General features: G+C 73.1%; 19 protein-coding genes. 4 read left to right on the top strand and 15 right to left on the bottom strand.

Annotation, left to right across the window (positions count from 1 at the left end; all coding sequences use genetic code 11):
* Positions 1-217: 217 nt before the first annotated feature.
* Complete coding sequence (locus ACFYY7_RS31790; protein ID WP_388667285.1) at positions 218-694, top strand: DUF6234 family protein; 477 nt, start codon at positions 218-220, stop codon at positions 692-694.
* 205 nt (positions 695-899) lie between these two features.
* Here ACFYY7_RS31790 and ACFYY7_RS31785 read toward each other — a convergent pair whose 3' ends face one another.
* Positions 900-1,901, bottom strand: a complete 1,002-nt coding sequence (locus ACFYY7_RS31785; protein ID WP_388667282.1) for a polysaccharide deacetylase family protein — start codon at positions 1,899-1,901, stop codon at positions 900-902.
* 137 nt (positions 1,902-2,038) lie between these two features.
* Here ACFYY7_RS31785 and ACFYY7_RS31780 point away from each other — a divergent pair, with 137 nt between their 5' ends.
* Positions 2,039-3,274 carry a methyltransferase domain-containing protein gene (locus tag ACFYY7_RS31780; RefSeq protein WP_388667278.1) on the top strand — a complete coding sequence of 412 codons (1,236 nt, stop codon included), beginning with the start codon at positions 2,039-2,041 and terminating at the stop codon, positions 3,272-3,274.
* Positions 3,275-3,297: 23 nt separating this feature from the next.
* Here ACFYY7_RS31780 and ACFYY7_RS31775 read toward each other — a convergent pair whose 3' ends face one another.
* The 6 genes from ACFYY7_RS31775 to ACFYY7_RS31750 all read right to left on the bottom strand — a co-directional run bounded on the left by ACFYY7_RS31775 (position 3,298) and on the right by ACFYY7_RS31750 (position 8,148).
* Complete coding sequence (locus ACFYY7_RS31775; protein ID WP_388667275.1) at positions 3,298-3,663, bottom strand: hypothetical protein; 366 nt, start codon at positions 3,661-3,663, stop codon at positions 3,298-3,300.
* A 79-nt stretch (positions 3,664-3,742) separates the two neighbouring features.
* Complete coding sequence (locus ACFYY7_RS31770) at positions 3,743-4,408, bottom strand: hypothetical protein (RefSeq protein WP_388667272.1); 666 nt, start codon at positions 4,406-4,408, stop codon at positions 3,743-3,745.
* Positions 4,409-4,454: 46 nt separating this feature from the next.
* Positions 4,455-4,919, bottom strand: coding sequence for a VOC family protein (locus ACFYY7_RS31765; RefSeq protein ID WP_388667269.1), 465 nt, complete (start codon positions 4,917-4,919; stop codon positions 4,455-4,457).
* A 62-nt stretch (positions 4,920-4,981) separates the two neighbouring features.
* A complete protein-coding gene (locus tag ACFYY7_RS31760; protein WP_388667266.1) occupies positions 4,982-6,256 on the bottom strand; it encodes an RNA polymerase sigma factor in 1,275 nt (424 codons plus the stop codon).
* A 57-nt stretch (positions 6,257-6,313) separates the two neighbouring features.
* Positions 6,314-6,682, bottom strand: a complete 369-nt coding sequence (locus ACFYY7_RS31755; protein WP_388667263.1) for a YciI family protein — start codon at positions 6,680-6,682, stop codon at positions 6,314-6,316.
* 41 nt (positions 6,683-6,723) lie between these two features.
* Positions 6,724-8,148: an MFS transporter gene (locus tag ACFYY7_RS31750; RefSeq protein ID WP_388667463.1), complete on the bottom strand. Its 1,425-nt coding sequence runs from the start codon at positions 8,146-8,148 to the stop codon at positions 6,724-6,726.
* 174 nt (positions 8,149-8,322) lie between these two features.
* Here ACFYY7_RS31750 and ACFYY7_RS31745 point away from each other — a divergent pair, with 174 nt between their 5' ends.
* A complete protein-coding gene (locus ACFYY7_RS31745; protein ID WP_388667260.1) occupies positions 8,323-9,030 on the top strand; it encodes a TetR/AcrR family transcriptional regulator in 708 nt (235 codons plus the stop codon).
* Between the two features lie 15 nt (positions 9,031-9,045).
* Here ACFYY7_RS31745 and ACFYY7_RS31740 read toward each other — a convergent pair whose 3' ends face one another.
* From ACFYY7_RS31740 to tsaB, 4 genes are read right to left on the bottom strand one after another with little or no spacing between them, the layout of a single operon-like run.
* Entirely contained in the window at positions 9,046-9,324 is a 279-nt protein-coding gene (locus tag ACFYY7_RS31740) for a hypothetical protein (protein WP_388667257.1), read from the bottom strand.
* Positions 9,321-10,427 (bottom strand): tRNA (adenosine(37)-N6)-threonylcarbamoyltransferase complex transferase subunit TsaD, encoded by a 1,107-nt coding sequence (gene tsaD / locus ACFYY7_RS31735; protein ID WP_259932525.1) that lies wholly within the window; start codon positions 10,425-10,427, stop codon positions 9,321-9,323. Before tsaD ends, ACFYY7_RS31740 begins: the two co-directional genes overlap by 4 nt.
* Positions 10,427-10,942, bottom strand: coding sequence for a ribosomal protein S18-alanine N-acetyltransferase (rimI, locus tag ACFYY7_RS31730; RefSeq protein ID WP_388667254.1), 516 nt, complete (start codon positions 10,940-10,942; stop codon positions 10,427-10,429). The genes tsaD and rimI overlap by 1 nt, the downstream gene beginning before the upstream one ends.
* Positions 10,939-11,601 (bottom strand): tRNA (adenosine(37)-N6)-threonylcarbamoyltransferase complex dimerization subunit type 1 TsaB, encoded by a 663-nt coding sequence (gene tsaB, locus ACFYY7_RS31725; RefSeq protein WP_388667251.1) that lies wholly within the window; start codon positions 11,599-11,601, stop codon positions 10,939-10,941. The genes rimI and tsaB overlap by 4 nt, the downstream gene beginning before the upstream one ends.
* 153 nt (positions 11,602-11,754) lie before the next feature.
* Between tsaB and ACFYY7_RS31720 the strand changes: the two genes are divergently transcribed.
* Positions 11,755-12,318, top strand: a complete 564-nt coding sequence (locus ACFYY7_RS31720) for a L,D-transpeptidase (protein WP_388667248.1) — start codon at positions 11,755-11,757, stop codon at positions 12,316-12,318.
* Between the two features lie 83 nt (positions 12,319-12,401).
* Here the strand turns inward: ACFYY7_RS31720 and ACFYY7_RS31715 are convergent, their stop codons facing one another.
* From ACFYY7_RS31715 to ACFYY7_RS31700, 4 genes are all read right to left on the bottom strand, one after another.
* On the bottom strand, positions 12,402-12,569 hold the full coding sequence (locus ACFYY7_RS31715) for a hypothetical protein (RefSeq protein ID WP_266730342.1): 168 nt from the start codon (positions 12,567-12,569) through the stop codon (positions 12,402-12,404).
* 167 nt (positions 12,570-12,736) lie between these two features.
* A complete protein-coding gene (locus ACFYY7_RS31710) occupies positions 12,737-14,827 on the bottom strand; it encodes a protein kinase (RefSeq protein WP_388667245.1) in 2,091 nt (696 codons plus the stop codon).
* A gap of 22 nt (positions 14,828-14,849) precedes the next feature.
* Positions 14,850-17,036, bottom strand: coding sequence for a serine/threonine-protein kinase (locus tag ACFYY7_RS31705; protein WP_388667242.1), 2,187 nt, complete (start codon positions 17,034-17,036; stop codon positions 14,850-14,852).
* 6 nt (positions 17,037-17,042) lie between these two features.
* The gene (locus ACFYY7_RS31700; protein ID WP_388667240.1) at positions 17,043-18,059 is read right to left on the bottom strand and encodes a serine/threonine protein kinase; all 1,017 of its coding nucleotides are present in this window, start codon (positions 18,057-18,059) and stop codon (positions 17,043-17,045) included.
* Between the last annotated feature and the right edge of the window lie 64 nt (positions 18,060-18,123).

Here is an 18,123-nt window from a genome sequence, read left to right as displayed (position 1 = left end):
TCGCGGGTGCCGGACCTGCCAGTCGCGCAGTACTGCTGGCACTCTCCAGTGGTGAGTGCCAGCACCGAGACTATGACCGGGATTAGCACTCGGTCAAGCGGAGTGCCAATTCAGACGATCGTGGCGCGGCACTTCCGGACACCGGGCCGGACAACAGTCCGGACAACATGGAGGCAACGTACGGACGGACCGGACCGTTCCGTACGACGGTGGGGAGATGGCCCGCCCTTCTCCGTACCGGCAGCCGGACCCCGCGTCCGGGCGGCGCCCGTACCGATCGCGCACCGTGAACGGCTGCCTGGATGTGGTGCTCGGTCTGCTGCTGATCCTCCTGGAGGTGCTGATCTGCGCGGTCGCCACCATCCAGCCGGCCTTCTCGCGAACGGACCTGGACGGCTCGGAGGCCTCGGGCCCGCCGCCGATGGACTGGACACCCGTCCTCGTCCTCGGCTCGATCGCCGCGGTGATCTGCCTGATCGCCGTCGTGCTGATCCGCAGCAACTGGCCCTGGGCGGGCGCGCTCCAGGTGCTGGCGGCGCTGGCGCTGTGCGTCGTCACCGTGCAGGTCGGCCACGAGGACTACCGCCGCTCGCACCCGGCGCCCGCGCCCGCTCCCTCGTACGATCCCGGCCGGACCGGCCACCAGTGCCTCAGCGGCGGCGACAGCCGCGAGTGCCGGGACTCCGGCAGCTGACCGCAGGAGATCACGACCATCGGCCCCGACTCACCGTGATCGCCGTGCGCGGGCGGGCCCGCCTCGGGCGCCCGCTGCGGGTGATGCACCTTCTGGGCGGCCTTGCGGCCCAGCCGTTCGATCGGGTCCACCGACTGGGCGCAGCCGGTGGCGGCCAGGAGCGCACCGGCCGCCAGCAGTCCGGCCAGCAGCCGGTGCGCCCTTCTCATACGTAGTCCTCCAGCCGGGCCACGGCGTATCCCCGGTCCGTGACGGTCTTCATGACCGCCCGGACCAGGTCGGCCATGCTGCCGCCCCATTCACCGCGCCCCCGGAAGTGGGTGAGGATGATGTCGCCCGGGTGCAGGTCCTGGTCGTCCTCGCGCCACTCCATGTGGTCCGGGAACGCCTCGGCGTTCCAGAGGGGCACGGCCTTGATCCCGCAGGACTGCGCGATGCGGAGGGTGTCGCCGTTGTAGTTGCCGTACGGCGGGCGGAAGAGGACGGGCCGTTTGCCGAACTGCTTCTCGATGATCTCCTGCTGGTGGCAGATCTCGCGTTTCTGCTCGTCGTACGGGAGTCCGGGCAGATAGGGGTGGTTGAGCGTGTGGTTGTTGATGGAGACGCCCAGCCGCTGGGCCTCGCCGAAGTACCCGTAGTTGTCGCTCACCTCGTAGTCGCTGAGGAAGGCGCTGTACGGGATGTCCAGCTCGTCCATCATCTGCAGCAGCTCGGGGTCCTTCTCGGAGCCGTCGTCCATCGTCAGGAAGACGATCCGGTCCTTGGTCGGGACGGTGGTGAAGACCGGCGGCAGCGAGTCGTCGCCGCCCTCCACCTCGAACCCCTCGCGGGTGGTGATGCGCGGCTTCACGGCGGGTGGCGGCGGTGCGATCAGCGGCGTCTTCTCCAGCCCCCACTTCTTGGCGAGCGCCGCCCGCACGGCCGGAGCGAACTGCGCGTTCTCATGGGACCCGTCGGGTGCGCGGCCCTGGCCGGGCCGCTGTCCGGGGCCGCCCGGGTGCCCGGCGGCGGGGTTCGAACCGGGGTTCGGCTCCGGGTTCGCCCCCGGGTTCCCGGCCAGGGGCCGGTCCCGGTGTTCGGTGTCGCCCGCCTGTTCGCCGGCCCCGGAGGCGCAGCCGGAGCCGACCGCGGCGATCAGGAGTGCGGCCAGGACGGCGCAGGCGGGCCGGTACGCACCCGAGCCCCGGTCGCGCCCGGACCGGGGCATGCCCGGCTCGCTCAGTTTTGTAGTGTTTTTTTCGTTTTGTCGTACAAGCTGCATGGCGTCGCATACTGCCAGCACGGGACTGGCCTCCCGGTCCGACACCGCCGCCCGGGCCCGCCGCTCTACCCGGCTGGCTCACAATGGGGCGGGTGAACGCTCTCGCCCCGAACGACCCGTCCGACGCCAGCGACCCCATCGCCGCCTTCCAGGCCCTGCGCACCCCCGAGGGCACCGCGCTCCTGGACGGGCTGCGGTCGTACGACCCCTCCCAGGAACTCGCCACCGCCACCCGGCTGCGCCGCTCCCACCCGGCCGCCCTGGTCTCGGCTGCGCTGGGCCAGGCGCGGCTGCGGCAGCGGGCGGTGGCGAAGTTCGGCGCCGAGGACGCGTACCGGATGTTCTTCACGCCCAACGGCGTCGAGCAGGCGACCCGTACGTCGGTGGCCACCCATCGCGCGCGGCGGTTCGCCGCGGGCGGGGTGCGCAGCGTCGCCGATCTCTGCTGCGGAATCGGCGGCGACGCGATCGCGCTCGCGCGGGCGGGCATCCGCGTGCTCGCCGTCGACCGCGACCCGCTGACCGCGGAGGTGGCCCGTGCCAACGCCGCCGCGCTGGGCCTGGACGGTCTGATCGAGGTGCGGTGCGCCGATGTCTCGGGCGTCGACACCTCGTCGTACGACGCGGTCTTCGTCGACCCGGCCCGGCGCGGCGGCCGGGGCCGGATCTTCGACCCCGAGGCGTACTCGCCGCCGCTCTCCTGGGCGACCGGTGCCGCGCTCGCGGCGCCCCGGGCCGCCCTGAAGATCGCCCCCGGCATCCCGCACGAGGCGATCCCGGCGCAGGCGGAGGCCGAGTGGATCTCGGACGGCGGCGACGTGAAGGAGGCGGTGCTCTGGTTCGGCGAGGGCTTCGCGGCCGGTTCGTACCGCGCCACCGTGCTCCCGGCCGGGGCCACCCTGTGGTCCGCGGCCCCGCCGCCCGCCCCGCCGGTCGGCCCGGTGGGCCGCTATCTGTACGAGCCGGACGGCGCCGTCATCCGCGCCCATCTGGTCGCCGACCTCGTCGAGCAGTGCGAGGGCCGGCTGCTCGACGAGACGATCGCGTACATCACCAGCGACGAGCCGTACGAGTCCCCGTACACCTCCGGGTACGAGATCACCGACCAGCTCCCCTTCAACATGAAGAAGCTGAAGGCGCTGCTGCGGGAGCGGAAGGTGGGCGTACTGACCGTCAAGAAGCGCGGCTCGGCGGTCGAACCGGAGGAACTGCGCCGCAGGATGAAGCTCCAGGGGCCCGAGTCCGCGACGGTCTTCCTGACCCGGATGGCCGGAGCGCCGACGATGCTGATCGGCCACCCGCTGGCCCGCCCGGCCTGACCGGACGGGCGGACGGGCGGCCGTCAGGCGAGGTCGGTCAGGTCCTCGGCGTACACCTGCGAGAGCGGCTGAGGGCCCACGTACTGCTGGCAGTTGCACTGTCCGGACTCGAAACGGACCGGCTTCCTGGCCTCGTCCCAGGCCGTCGGCACCTCGACCCGCTCATGGCACTTGCCCTGCTTGTCGTGCTTGGCGAGATGGTGCGTGCAGCCGCAGACCGGCTCCGGCGGCCTGTTCGCCGCTTCGAGCGCCAGCCGCTCCTGCTTGGCCGCGTCGAGCAGTTCCAGCTTGCGGTCGTGCCGGTTGCGCAGCGCCGTACGGACGTTGTCGACGGCCCACCCGAAGCCGCCCGTCCAGAAGATGATGAGCACCCACCAGTACCACTCCATGTCGCCCTCCCCCGGCGTGACCCATGTGTCCCGTCAGGATAGAGACCGCCCCCGATTGCCGGTCGGTCTCAGTCCGCGGTCAGCGGTGGGCGCCGCCCCCGACGGAGATCAGCGGCTGCGGGGCGGGCGCCCCGGCCAGTACCCGCCGCACCCAGCGCCGGTGGGCGAACGCCTTGACGAGGCCGATGAGTCCGACGAGCCAGCTGATCAGCCCGAGCCCCATGACCAGGGCGACCATGCTGTAGGTGGACCTGCCCGGGGTGGCGGTCGCCGGGACCACGAAGCACGTGACCGCCCCGACCCCGCACAGCACGGAGGACATCAGCATCCAGGCGGTGCCTGCGCCCGGCATCCGCAGCGCCGCGTCACCTGCCGGATCGCGGTCCAACCCGCCCCAGACGTCGAGCAGTCGGCGGATCCTGCGGTCCCGGCGCAGGCCGATGACGACGAGGACGACCGCGGGCACCATGCAGCAGACGCCCATGGCGGCGATGATCACACCGATCCCGGCGCTGATGACGTCGTACGACTCCTCGAAGGTGACGAGCGCCGTGCCCACCAGGAGCCAGCCGAGCGCGCAGATCGCACCCCACAGCCACAGCATCGCCAGCCGCCCCGGCGAGACATGGGCCCTCACCAGCGCCCCGAGCACCGCGGCCCGGTCGGCGAGCAGCGCCTCCCGGTCGGGCCAGGAGCGTATTTCCACGGGCGGCGGCGGAGGCGGCAGCTGTGCGCGACGAGACATGGGCATGACCCTACCGACCGTGCCCGCAGGCCGGTTCAGGCGTTGCTCACGCGTTGCGCAACGCCTCGATGTCCAGCTTCCGCATGCCCGTCATCGCCTTCATGGCCCGCGCTGCCTTGTCGGGGTCCGGGTCGGACAGCGCCTCTTCGAACCCGTGGGGCACGAGCTGCCAGGACAGGCCGTACCTGTCCTTGAGCCAGCCGCACTGCCCCTCCTCGCCGTCCGCGGTGAACTCGGCCCACAGGGTGTCCACCTCTCCCTGCGTGGCGCAGTCCACGGAGAGCGAGATCGCCTCGGTGAAGGGGAACTGCGGGCCGCCGTTGAGCGCGACGTACTCCTGGCCGGCCAGCCGGAACCGGACGGTCATGACCGATCCCGTCTCCCCGGGCCCGGCCCCGGGGTAGTACGTCGTCCTGAGCACCTCGGAGTCGCCGCCGAAGACGGACACGTAGTAGTTCGCGGCTTCCTCGGCCTGGGTGTCGAACCACAGGAAGGTGGTGATCTTCTGCATGGTCTGCTCCTGTCGGGTGGTACGGGAGGCTGTGGAAGGCAGATCCCTGCGACGGCCGGAACTCATCGGCCGTCGCGGACCGGATGTTCCGCGCGCTCCAGGAGCATCGTCCGTTCCCGTTCGTTGCGGGCCAGTCCGGCCGCCCGTACGAACTCCGCCCGCGCCTCGTCCGTACGCCCCGTCCTGGCCAGCAGGTCCCCGCGCACGCTGGGCAGCAGGTGGTAGTCCCGGAGCGCCGGGTCGTCGGTCAGGGCGTCGACCAGGGCGAGTCCGGCGGCCGGGCCCCGCGCCATCGAGACGGCCACGGCCCGGTTCAGCTCGACGACCGGGGACGGGGCGATCGCGGCGAGGCGGTCGTAGAGGGCGGCGATGGTGGTCCAGTCGGTGTCCTGGTACGTCACGGCGCGCGCGTGGCAGGCGGCGATCGCGGCCTGCACGGTGTACGGGCCGAGCCCGGCCCCCTGGCCGGTCGCCGCCACGGCCCGCTCCAGGGCCGCGATCCCGCGCCGGATCAGCAGGCGGTCCCAGCGGGCCCGGTTCTGGTCGGCGAGCAGCACCGGCGCACCGTCCGGACCGGTCCTGGCGGCGGTGCGCGAGGCCTGGAGCTCCAGCAGCGCCGCCAGTCCGTGGACCTCGGGCTCCCGCTCCATCAGGCCGGCGAGCACCCGGGCCAGCCGCAGCGCGTCCTCGCAGAGCGCCGGGCGCAGCCAGTCCTCGCCCGCGGTCGCCGCGTAGCCCTCGTTGAAGATCAGGTAGATGACTTCGAGCACGGAGCCGAGGCGGGCGGCGCGCTCGGGTCCGTACGGCACCTCGAAGGGGATGCCCTCGCGGCCCAGGGTCCGTTTCGCCCGGACGATGCGCTGGGCGACGGTCGGTTCGGGGGCCAGGAACGCGCGGGCGATCTCCTCGGTGGTGAGTCCGCCCAGCAGCCGCAGGGTGAGGGCGATCCGGGCCTCGGTGGAGAGCACCGGGTGGCAGGCGGTGAAGATCAGCCGGAGGAGATCGTCGTCGATGTCGTCGGCTTCCGGCGGCTCGGGCGGCGGCACGTCCTCCAGGGACCGCCCCACCTCGGCGAGCTTGCGTGCGTAGGTCTCCTTGCGGCGTACGAGGTCGATCGCGCGGTGTCTGGAGGTGGCCATGAGCCAGGCGCCCGGCCGGTCCGGGACACCTGACTCGGGCCACTGCTCCAGTGCGGCCACCAGGGCGTCCTGCGCGAGTTCCTCGGCGATGCCCACGTCCCGCACGATGCGGGTGACACCTGCGATGATCCGCGCCGACTCGATCCTGAAGACCGCCTCGACCGCTTCGGCCGCCGGCTCCGGGCTTGCTGCCGTCATGATCACTCATCACAGCAGCCGTGCCGGGGCGGGGCAAGCAGGCCGGTCGGACAGGTCTCAGGCGCCCGGGGTGGTCTCGTCGATCTGGCGGACCTCGGAGGTCACGGTCCAGTTCTCCGGGTGGGTCCGCAGGAACCGCCGGGTCCACTCCAGGGCCTCCTCCTTGTCCTTGGTCTGGAGGATGGCGTAGCCGCCGACGACCTCCTTGGTCTCGGTGAAGGGCCCGTCGGTGTGGGTGAGCTTCCCGCCGGACCAGGTGACCCTGGTCCCCTGGGAGGTCGGCGTGAGCCCGGCCGTCTCCAGCATGACGCCGGCCTTGGTGATCTCCTCGAACAGCGCACCCATGCGTGCCTCGAACTCGGGGTCCGGGTCGTCGAAGGGGAGGTTCTGCTCGTCGATGCGGATCAGTGACATGAAGCGCGGCATGGTGACTCCTAGGTCGGGAGGGCGGGGGCTCTCCCCGCCTCTCACCCTTGCGTCGAACGGGACCCGGCCGGATCGACAGCTCCCGGGGAATTCTTCTGAGAATCTTCCGGCCCGGCCACCGGAGCGGTCTCGGGGGCGGCCACCGGCACCTTCGGGAGCAGCACCAGGGCCACCAGCGCCGCGGCCACGAGCAGCCCGGCGCAGACCCAGAACGCCGCCGAGTACCCGGCCGCCAGGTCGGCCGGGCGGTGCCCGTCGCCGGTGACCCGGGCGGCGACGGTGACCAGGACCGCGAGGCCCAGCGAGCCGCCCACCTGGCGGGCGCTGTTCAGCAGCCCGGAGGCCATGCCCGTCTCGTCGGGCGCCACATCGGTCGTGGCCGCCGTGCCGAGCGGTACGAAGCACATCCCGACGCCGATGCTGCAGACCAGTGACGGGCCCAGGATCGAGAGCAGGAAGCCGCCGTCGGCCCGCGCGGTCGCCGCGTATCCGGCGAGGCCGAGCGCGGCCAGGAAGGCGCCGAGCGCCAGCAGCCGTCCGGTGCCGAGCGCCGCGACCGTACGGGTGGCGACGACGGAGCCGACGACGACGCCCACCGGGAACGGCAGGAAGGCGACACCGGCGGCGGTCGGCCCGTAGTCGAGCACCTGCTGCATGTAGAGCGAGACGAAGTAGAACGCGGCGAACTGCCCGGAGCTCAGCAACAGGCAGATGAGGTTCGCGCCCAGGACCGGCCGCTGTGCCAGCAGCCCGGGACGGAGCAGCGGGGAGCGGGTGCGCAGCTCGACGGCGACGAAGGCGGTCAGCAGCAGCGCGGCGGCGCCGAGCGTGCCCAGCGTCCGGGGCGACCCCCAGGAGTCGGTCGAGGTGCTTACCAGCCCGAGGACGAGCAGCGTCGTACCCGTGGTGGCCAGCAGCGCGCCCAGCACGTCGAGCCGGGCGCCGGTCCGGGCCCGTTCGCCCCGCAGCCCGGCGCGCACGGCCCCCACCAGCGCGAAGCCCACGATCGGCACGTTCACCAGCATCACCGCGCGCCAGCCCGCGGCGTCGGTGAGCACCCCGCCGGCGAGGACGCCGACCGCGCCGCCCGCCGCGCCCGCCATGCCCCACAGCCCCAGGGCGCGGGAGCGGGCGGGCCCGGCCGGGAAGGCCAGGGCGATCAGCGCGAAGGCGACCGGGGCGAGCGCCGCGGCGCCGACGCCCTGCACCGCCCGCGCGGCAATCAGCGTGCCGGGCGACCGGGCGAACCCGCCGGCCAGGCTCGCCGCGCCGAACAGCACCAGGCCCGCCATCAGGACCCGGCGGCTGCCGAGCAGATCGGCGAGCCGCCCGCCGAGCATCAGCAGCCCGCCGAAGGCCAGCGCGTAGGCGTTCACCACCCAGAGCAGCCCCTGGGGCGTGAAGCCGAGGTCGCCGCGCATGTCCGGCAGCGCCACGTTCACCACCGACATGTCCAGCGCCACCATGAACTGCACGACGAGGGCCACCACCAGCAGCCAACGCGTGTGCCGTGACTGTTCGTCCACGACCCGCCCCTTCCTTCGCGATCATCCGGTCGGATCATTACTATACGCGTATAGAAATTAATCGCCAGGGAACCCGAAAGGCACGGGGACAGTGGGACGGGAGACAATGCCGAGGTGTCAGGGACAGAGAAGAAGCGGGCGCCGGCGGCGAACCGGGCTCCTGCGAAACGATCCGTGGGGCGGCCGCGCAGGCTCGACCCGGACGCGATGGTCGCCACCGCGCGCCGCATCATCGAGGAAGAGGGCGTGGACGCCCTGAGCATGCGGCGGGTGGCGAAGGAACTCGGCTCCACGCCGATGGCGCTCTACCACTACGTGCAGGACAAGGACGAGCTGCTGATGCTCACCCTGTCGGGCACCGCGGCCGCCTTCCCCCGCCCCGAGCTGCCCGAGGACCCGCGCGAGCGGCTGCTGGCCGTGGCCGTGCACATGCACGGCATCCTGGAGCGGATCCCGTGGGTGCTGGACATCCTGGCGCTGGGCGAGCTGACCGACAGGAACGCGCTGTGGATGGTCGAGGAGATCATCGACTCGGCGCTCGCCTGCGGCCTCTCCCCCGCCCGGGCGGTACGCGTGTACCGGACGATCTGGAGCTACGTCTACGGCGACCTGATATTCCGCCGGGCCGCCGAACGCCGCGCGCAGACCCCGCCGAGCAGGCGCTACTTCCCCGAGATGGTCACGGAACAGGACGCGGCGACGCTGCCCCGGCTCGCCGCGATCAAGGACGACTGGCGCGCGTACGCCGCCGACTACGACGTGGCGGACGAACTCGCCGCGATCATCCGGGGGCTGATACCCCGGGACGCCGCTTCCGGCTGAGGAACCGGGGGCAGGTCACCCGGTGGCGGCCCCGGCGTCCCCCAGCGACTCGAAACGCCAGCGGTGCACCGGACGGGCGATCAGCTCGGCGTCCGGTTCCGGGAGTTCGGGCAGTTCGTCGCCGTACGCGCCCTCCCACCAGGTGATGACCAGGACCCGGTCCTGCGGGGCGCGCAACAGCTCGCGGCGGAGCGGCTCGCGGGCCAGCTCCGCCGAACGGGCCCGCGCCCACTCCAGGAGTTCGGCGCCCCGGCCGCCGGTGGCGCGGGCCTCCCACATGAGTGCGACGGTCATGAGTAGAGGTTGTCCTTGCTGATCTCGTGGACGTGGTCGTGGTCGTGGGTGTGCGCGTGGGCACCCGGTACGTGGGTGTCGGTCACCGGCAGCGAGGAGTCCGCGGACAGCTCCAGGTCCGAGGCCGGCCGGTTCCGGGCGACCATCTCCGCGCCCAGCGCCGCGACCATCGCGCCGTTGTCCGTGCACAGCCCGGGGCGCGGCACCCGCAGCCGGATGCCGGCCCGTTCGCACCGCTCCTCGGCCAGCGCCCGCAGCCGCGAGTTGGCCGCGACCCCGCCGCCGATCATCAGGTGGTCGACGCCCTCGTCCTTGCAGGCCCGGACGGCCTTGCGGGTGAGCACGTCCACCACGGCCTCCTGGAAGGACGCCGCCACGTCCCGTACCGGCACCTCCTCGCCCGCCGCGCGCTTGGCCTCGATCCACCGGGCCACCGAGGTCTTCAGGCCCGAGAAGGAGAAGTCGTAGGCGGGGTCGCGCGAACCGGTGAGCCCGCGCGGGAACGCGATCGCGGCCGGGTCGCCCTCCTTCGCCAGCCGGTCGATGACCGGGCCGCCGGGGAAGCCCAGGTTCAGCACCCGGGCGATCTTGTCGAAGGCCTCGCCCGCCGCGTCGTCGATGGTCGCGCCGAGCGGCCGTACGTCATTGGTGATGTCCGGCGCGAGCAGCAGCGAGGAGTGGCCGCCGCTGACCAGCAGCGCCATCGTCGGCTCGGGCAGCGGGCCGTGCTCCAGCTGGTCCACGCAGATGTGCGAGGCGAGGTGGTTCACCCCGTAGAGCGGCTTGTTCAGCGCGTACGCGTACGCCTTCGCCGCCGACACCCCGACCAGCAGCGCGCCCGCGAGCCCGGGGCCCGCGGTGACGGCGATGCCGTCGAGGTCGCGGGCGCTGATCCCGGCGTCCTTCAGGGCGCGCTCGATGGTGGGGACCATCGCCTCCAGGTGGGCGCGGGAGGCGATCTCCGGGACGACGCCGCCGAAGCGGGCGTGGGTGTCGACGCTGGACGCGACGGCGTCGGCGAGCAGGGTGGTGCCCCGGACGATGCCGACGCCGGTCTCGTCGCAGGAGGTCTCGATGCCGAGTACGAGCGGTTCGTCAGCCATCAGTCAGTCTCTGTTCCCTGTGCGTGCTCTTGCACATGTTCTTGTACGTGGAGGCGCATGACGAGTGCGTCGATGTTGCCCGGCTGGTAGTAGCCGCGCCGGAAGCCGATCGGTTCGAAGCCGAAGCGTTCGTACAGCTTCTGGGCCCGGGTGTTGTCGACGCGGACTTCGAGGAGCACCTCGGCGCACTCGAAGGCCGTGGCGTGCTTCAGCAGGTCGGTCAGGAGCACCGAGCCGAGGCCGCCGCCCCAGTGGCCGCGGGTGACGCCGATCGTCTGCACGTCGGCGAGGTCGCCGGCCGCGGCGAGGCCCGCGTAGCCGACGATCCGGCCGGTGACGGGGTCCTCGGCGACGACGTAGCGGCGGGTGGCCCGGGGGCCCCGGGAGTGCGCCAGCTCGGACCAGAACATGCCGGCCGACCAGGCGTCGTCCGGGAACAGCTCGTGTTCGAGCTCCAGCACCGGATCGATGTCCCACCAGCGCATCTCGCGCAGAACGGCAGTCGTGGTCGTCACTTCGGAGTGACCACCTTGTAGTTCTTCGGCACCTGGGCGTCGGGCCTGCGGAGGTAGAGCGGCTGCGGCGGCAGCAGTTCCGCGCCCGCGGCGAGCCGCTCGGCGGCCAGAGCGGCCAGCGCTCCGGCGCTGACGTGCTCGGGTCCCCGGGCGTCCGGGAACGCCTCGGGGTAGAGCACCGCGCCCGCACCGACGACGGGCAGTCCGGCGAGCTGTCCGGCGATGTCGGCGGGCCGGTCGACGGCGGGCCCAGTGACCCGGGTGCGCGCGTCGTCGTATCTCGCCCAGTAGACCTCCTTGCGGCGGGCGTCCGTCGCGACGACGAACGGCCCCTCCAGCCCGGCCAGCCCCGCGGCGTACGCGAGACCGTCCAGGGTGCACAGCCCGTGCACCGGCACGGAGAGGGCGGAGCCGAAGGTCGCGGCGGTGACCAGGCCGACCCGGAGCCCGGTGTACGGACCGGGGCCGACGCCGACGACCACGTCCGTCACGGCGTCGAGTTTCACCCCGGCCTCGGCGAGGACCCGGTCGACGGCGGGCAGCAGCAGCTCCCCGTGCCTTCGGGCATCGACCTGACCGGACTCGGCGACGACGGAGGTCCCGTCGTGCAGGGCGACGGTGACGGCGGGGGTTGCGGTATCCACGGCGAGCAAGAGCACGCAAACAGCCTACGGCTCCGCCGACGGGGGTACGGCGCCCCGTACGGCGTCCCGGCACGCCCGGCCCCGGCTGCTACCGTCACCGTGCACACGCGGGTACGACGTAAACGCTAAACGCTTGTACGACATACGGAAGCGAAAGGGGCGCGCACGGTGTCTAGGGGCAGCTCGGGAATCGTGGCCGGGCTCACTGCGGCGGCGCTGGTCGCCGTCGGCGTCCTGGCCTTCCAGGCGTCGGCGAACGTCCCCGACAACCTCGCGGCCCCCAGGCCGAAGCCTTCCGCCACCGCCACCGCCACCGAGCACGCGAAGCCGAAGGAGAAGTCGCGCCCGGCCGCGCTCCCCAAGGGCTCCGGTACCGGGAAGCGGGTCGTGTACGCCCTGGAGGACCGTCGTGTGTGGCTCGTCGACGCGGACGGCAAGGTGGCCCGGACCTTCGAGGTCATGCCGAGCGCGCTGAGCCCGCTGCCCGGGACCTACAGCGTGGGCACCCGCCAGGGCGCCGCCACCAAGGGCTCGGACGGCGTGATGATCGAGCACGTGGTGCGGTTCGCGATGGTGGACGACGCGGCCGTCGGGTTCAGCGCGGCGGTGGACGGCTCGATGGAGAGCCCGGACCCGACGCTGAAGACGGGTGGCGTGCGGATGTTCCGGCCCGACGGGGACGCCATGTGGGACTTCGCGACGGTCGGCACGAAGGTGGTCGTCGTCCCGTAGCGGCCGGCCCCGCCGCTGTTCCGCAGCGGTTCGCCGCCGCCGTTCCGCCCCGCCCCGTCCCGTGGCGGGGCGCCGCGCATGCGCTATGCCGCGTCGCGCCGGGACGGCAGCTCCTCCGCCTCTTCCCCGGCCGGCTCGACCGGTGGTGTGGACACCGCCGTGGCGGCGGCGCACGAGGCCAGCAGATCCTTCATCGACGGGGCGGACGGCGGCTGCGTCCGCGGCTGCGAGTCACGCTCGGGCGTCGGCATGGATGCCTCCTGGAGCTCCGGTGGAGGTCGTGGTTAGGCGAACCTAACCAGGTCTCCCGTCCATGTGACCACGACCGCCGCTCTCCGCGCAACAATTTACCGACGGCTTGTCGGAAAGAATTCCGGACGGCCGGACCCGGACGGCCGGATCCGCACACGGACGGCGCTCAGAAGACCGGCAGTGCGGTGAGCGAGGGACCGTCCAGCAGGAAGACCCGCCCGCCGTCCGCCGCGAGCCAGTAGCGGTCGGGGTGCTTGATGAGCGGGAAGACCCACGCCTCCCGGTCACCGACCAGGTCGAGGACGTTCACCCCGCCCCTCGACTTGTTGACGGCCACCGACCAGAGACCGTCGCCCGCTACGACGAGCGGGCTCGGCGGGTCGCACTGGAAAAGGCCCTCGTACACCCAGCCGCTCGGTTTCCCGTCAGCGACGCCCAGACGCCGGGGATACCCGAGGACCGCCGAGAACACATGGGGGCCGTGGACCGTGGGTGGGCCCCACGAGACCGGGACCCCGGACACCTCCTTCGGGCTGTCCGCGACCCAGCGCTCCTTGCCGTCACCGGCGCCCAGCGCGGCCAGCCGGGAACCGCTCACGATGACGGCGTCCCCCGCGACGGCGAGACCGGGGCGCCCCACGGACCGTCCTTCACGTCCCCATACCCTGCGGCCGTCACCAGTGGCGAATGCGACGACGTCATGGTTCCCGGCCACCACGAGCCGCCCGTGCACGGTGACTGCGCGCGCCCCGGACTCCGTGGTGAGACCGGTTCCGGCCGCGACGGTCCAGCGCACCTCGGCGTCGGACCGGCCGATGCTCCGTACCCGGCCATCCCCCGTGACCACGTACACCGCCTCGTCGTCCGCGGCGAGGACGGCGGCAACGTCCGCGTCCGCCGTCCACTTCGGCTCCCCTGTGGAGGCCACGAAGGTACGCAGCACCCCGTCCTTGTCGACCGCTGCCACCAACCGGTCCGAGAGCGACACATACCGGCGGCCCGCCACCACCTCGGGCGCCTTCCACACCACCGAACCGTCCACGACGCTGCGCGCCACGAGACCTCCTGCCGCGCCCCCGGCGACGATCACATCGCGCACCGGCAGCGGCGCCGGGGTCGCCTCGGCGAGCGCCGAAGCCACGCTCCACAGCGGTTCGGGCGTCTGCCCGCGGGCGTAGTCGCCCCGCTCCGGGGACAGGGCGCGGGCCGTCGGCGTCCTCGCCGCGGGCGGGATGTCGAACGGCCCGTCGCCACGCCCCCGCACGTTCCACCACACCGCTCCGCCACCAACCGCCACCACTCCACCGGCCACGAGCGCGGTCAGCAGACGGCGGCGGGAGACAGAACCGCCGCTGCCGCGGTCCGCGGCGGACAGGGTGGTGAGCTGGTGCAGGCTGCGCTCCCGCGCCATGACGTCCCGCGCGAGCGGCCCTTGCCGCCAGACCCGCTCCGCGCCCCGGGGCGGGGCGAAGACGGCGGCTATCTGCTCGGGCGCGGGCCGGTGCGCGGGCTCCTTGGCCAGACAGGGAGCGATGAGCGGCCGGAGCGCGGCCGGAACCCGGTCCAGCCGCGGTTCGCCATGGACGACCTCGTACTGCACGGCGGCGACGTGCTCACCCTCGTAGGCACGCTGCCCGCTCGACGCGTACACGAGCACCGCGCCGAGCGAGAAGACGTCGGCCGGCGGGCCGGTACGCAGGCCCAGCACCTGCTCGGGGGCGCCGTAGCCGGGCGTCACCGGGACCTGTCCGGTCACCGTCAGGGTGAACCCGTGCTCGGGCCGGGCGATGCCGAAATCGATGATCCGGGGACCCGCCGAGGTGAGCACGATGTTGGCCGGTTTCAGGTCTCGGTGGACAAGGGCCGAGGCATGGATGACGTTCAGCGCACGGGCCAACGCCACCGCGAGGACCCGGACGGCGGTCTCGTCGAGCGGCCCGTGGGAGCGGACCGTCTCTTCGAGAGTCGGGCCAATGAGGAACTCGGTGGCGATCCAGGGCCGTCCGCCGTCAGTACGGGCGTCCAGGACCCGGGCCACGCCCTCGCCGGTGACGGCCTGCGCCATCTGCGCCTCGCGGACGAACCGCTGCGCGAGGTGGGTGTCGTGCGCCAGATGGGAGTGCAGGACCTTCACCGCGGCGGCACGGCCCTGCGCGTCCTGTCCCACGTACACCTTGCCCATGCCGCCCTCGCCCAGGACGCCGCGCAGGTGGTACGGGCCGAGCCGGATCGGATCACCGGATTCCAGTGGCTTCATTTCCGCAGCGCTTTCCGTGAGTTCACAGCAGGGGGTATCCGGCGGCGTACGCGTCACCGAGCGCGATGAGCACCCCGGATGCCTCGTGGGGGTGATAGCCCCCGACCGCGGCCTTGAAGGGGCGGGACGAGACCCCGGTGCGCAGCCGGGTGGCGGTGAGCCCGGACGTGGAGGCGCTGTAGACGTAGTCGACGCCCACGGCGGGTGCCACGTCGAGGACGGTCCGGGTATCGGCCCGGTCCTTCTCCTCCCAGCGCAGCTTTCCGTCCGGGGCGCCGACCGCGACGACGCCCCGGCCCTCCTCCACTGCGTAGACCACCCCGCCGTCCACCACCGGCGGGCTGAAGGCCGCCCCGGAGCGGCCCTGCGCGAACCGCCACGCCTGCCCGCCGTCGGCCAGCCGGAGCGCGCGCAGGCCTCCGGACGCGGTGTACACGTGCCGGTCGTCCACCGCGAGCCGGGCCCGGGTGAACGCGTGCTGCTCCCCGTCGAGCGGGGTGTCCCACAGCCGCCGTCCGGTGCCGGTGTCGAGGACGGCCAGCGTCAGGCGGCCCGCCGCGGACTGCTGGACGAGGACCAGATGCGTGCCCCGGACCTGTGCGGTCAGGAAGTGCAGCCGCTCGGACCCGTCCGGCCGCGCGGGCAGCGGCCGGGTCCAGCGGGTCTCTCCCGTACGGCTGTCGACGGCCAGCAGGGACCATGTCTGGTCCTTGCGGAACCCCTGGTCCGAAAAGCGCCCGCGGCCGCCCACCACGTACACGGTGCCGTCGAAGACGCCGAGCACCTGATTCTCCAGATGCCTGCCCTGCAGATCCGGGAGCCGGGCGAAGGGTTCGGTGACTTTCCCATCGCCCGGGCCCATGGTGCACAGGGTGAGCGGGTCGGTTTCCTGGGCGGAGTAGTCGATGACGTAGATCTGCTTGCCGTCCGTGGCGGCCTGGTGCGGGCGGCACACGTCGGGGTCCGTCCAGCGGCCCTTGCCCGACACCGGTTCCAGGGCCTGGAACCGACTGGCACTGACCGCCACGACGGCCAGTTCCTCCAGCAGGAGCGGCACGGGCGGAACCAGGGGGCTGATCCCGTAGTCCGCCTTCACCTGCCAGCGCATGTCCCACGCGCGGCTCTTGGCAGACGGGGCACTCCTGCCCGGAGCCGGGTCGTCCCGGTCCGGCAGGTACCGGAGTCCCGCCGCGACCGCGGCCCCGCCGAGCAGGGTGCCACCACCCAGGGTCAGCAGCCCGCGGCGGGACAGGCCCCTGCGGCGGCGGGCGCCGTCGGACACGGTCTCGGCAAGTGCGTGGTCCGGTGGGGGCGGGAGGCGGTACGGGGGGACGGCCCAGACCTCCGCCGCGCGACGGGCGATCTCCAGGAGCAGCGGCTCGGGGAGGTACTCGGCGAAGGTCCCCGGGGACGGGGCGAGCGCGGCCTCGAGTGCCGTGGTGGTGGGACGTTCGGCGGGGTCCTTGCGCAGGCAGCCGGCGAGGACCGGAAGCAGACCCTCCGGCACGCCGGTGAGGTCCGGTTCGCCGTATCGGACCCGGTAGAGGAGGTCCGCTGGCTGTCCCGAGCCGAAGGGGCCGTGCCCGCTCACCGCCCGGGTGAGCACCCCGGCGAGCGCGAAGACGTCACCGGCCGCTGTGTGCTCCTGGCCGGTCGCCTGCTCGGGGGACATGAACGCGGGCGTTCCGGCGGCGGCTCCGGTACGGGTGAGCCGCTCGTCCCCGATGGCACGGGCAATGCCGAAGTCGATGACCTTGGGGCCATCCGCCGTGAGCATGATGTTGGAGGGCTTGAGGTCCCGGTGGACGACGCCCGACAGGTGCAGCTGGGTCAGGGCCCGGCACAGCAGGGCACCCAGAGCCCGTACGGCAGTCTCCGGGAGGGGGCCCGCCTGATCGAGCGCCTCGTCGAGCGACGGACCGAGAACGTACTCGGTCGCCAGCCAGGGCGTGGCGGCCGCGGGGTCGGCGGCGAAGACCCGGGCGCCGTGGACGGGGCCGATGACCCGGGCGGCCTCGGCTTCGAGCCGGAAGCGGGTGCGGGCGACGGGGTCGGACGCGATGCGGGCGTGCATCGTCTTGAGTGCGACGAGACGGCCGCCGTCCGAACGGGCCAGGTAGACGGTGCCCATGCCGCCGCTGCCGAGCCGGGCGACCGGGCGGTAACCGCCGAGGTCCAGGGGATCGTCGTGGCCGAGAGGAGTGAACACCGGCCGTCAGCCCCGCCCGATGTGAGCGGCCGGGCCGGCCGGTATCAGCCGGCGGGGCAGCTCGGCGGCGAGAACGGCAGCCGACTGCCGAGCGAGCTCCGCGAGGCTCCGGGGCGGAAGCGGAACGGGGAATGCCGCGTCGAGCACGGTGGCCTGCGGGGCGGGCGAGGTCCCGTCGAGCACGGTGGCCGGTGGCGCCCACGACGCGGGTGAGTTCTGCGAGCCGGGCGGCACCTGCGGCGCCGCTGACGCCGGTACCGAGCCCGTACCTCCCGTAAGCTCCGCCGCCACCCGGGCCGCGGCCGGCCGGGCGGCCGGGTCGCGGGCCAGGCAGGCGGTGATCACGGGGCGCAGCGCGGCGGGCAGTTCCCCGTTCTCGGGAACGACCTGACCGGTGCTCGCGTACGAGAGCACCGCCCCCAGGCCGTACACGTCACCGAGGGGGCGCGGCAGGCCGCCGGACAACTGCTCCGGAGCGAGCGCGGCGGGCTCCAGGCCCGCGAGGTCCGGGCGCCTCAACCCGTCCGGCCCTGCGGCCCGTACCGCTCCGAAACCCGCGAGCCGGGGCCCGTCGGCCATCAGCAGGACCGCGGACGGGGTCACTCCGGCGTGCGCCACGCCCTGCGCGTGGGCGGTCGCCAGCGATTGCGCCAGGGCTGCGCCCAGGGCCCGTACGAACCGTTCCGGGAGCGGCCCGCCGTTCGCCGCGAGGGCGGCGGGCAGCGGAAGCGCGGGGGCGTACGCCGTCGCGTACCAGGGAATCGGGTCCGTACCGTCCGCCGCGTCCGACACCCGCAGGAAGCCCGGGACGGACGACCGGCGTGCCTGCCGCGCTTCCTCGGCCCAGCGCGACGGGTCGGCGGTGGCACGCGGGACGCAGACGAGAACGGTGCGTTCGCCGTCGGCGCTGCGTGCGATGTAGCGGCGATCGGGGACCGGGCGGGCGCCGTCGCTCTCGTCCAGCCGGGCCAGGGGGACGTACGGTCCGATCCGGCCGGGGTCGTCCCGGCGTAGGTGTTCCATGCGCGTGTCCCCCGTGGTCAGTGCCGAACGGGTTCACCCTACTGAGCGCACACATCGGTCCCCC

Origin of the sequence: Streptomyces sp. NPDC001933 (genome assembly GCF_042890955.1) — a bacterium.
Classification (GTDB): Bacteria; Actinomycetota; Actinomycetes; order Streptomycetales; family Streptomycetaceae; genus Streptomyces.
The sequence above is the reverse complement of the archived record's forward strand: the minus strand, read 5'-3'. Positions and strand labels throughout refer to the sequence as shown.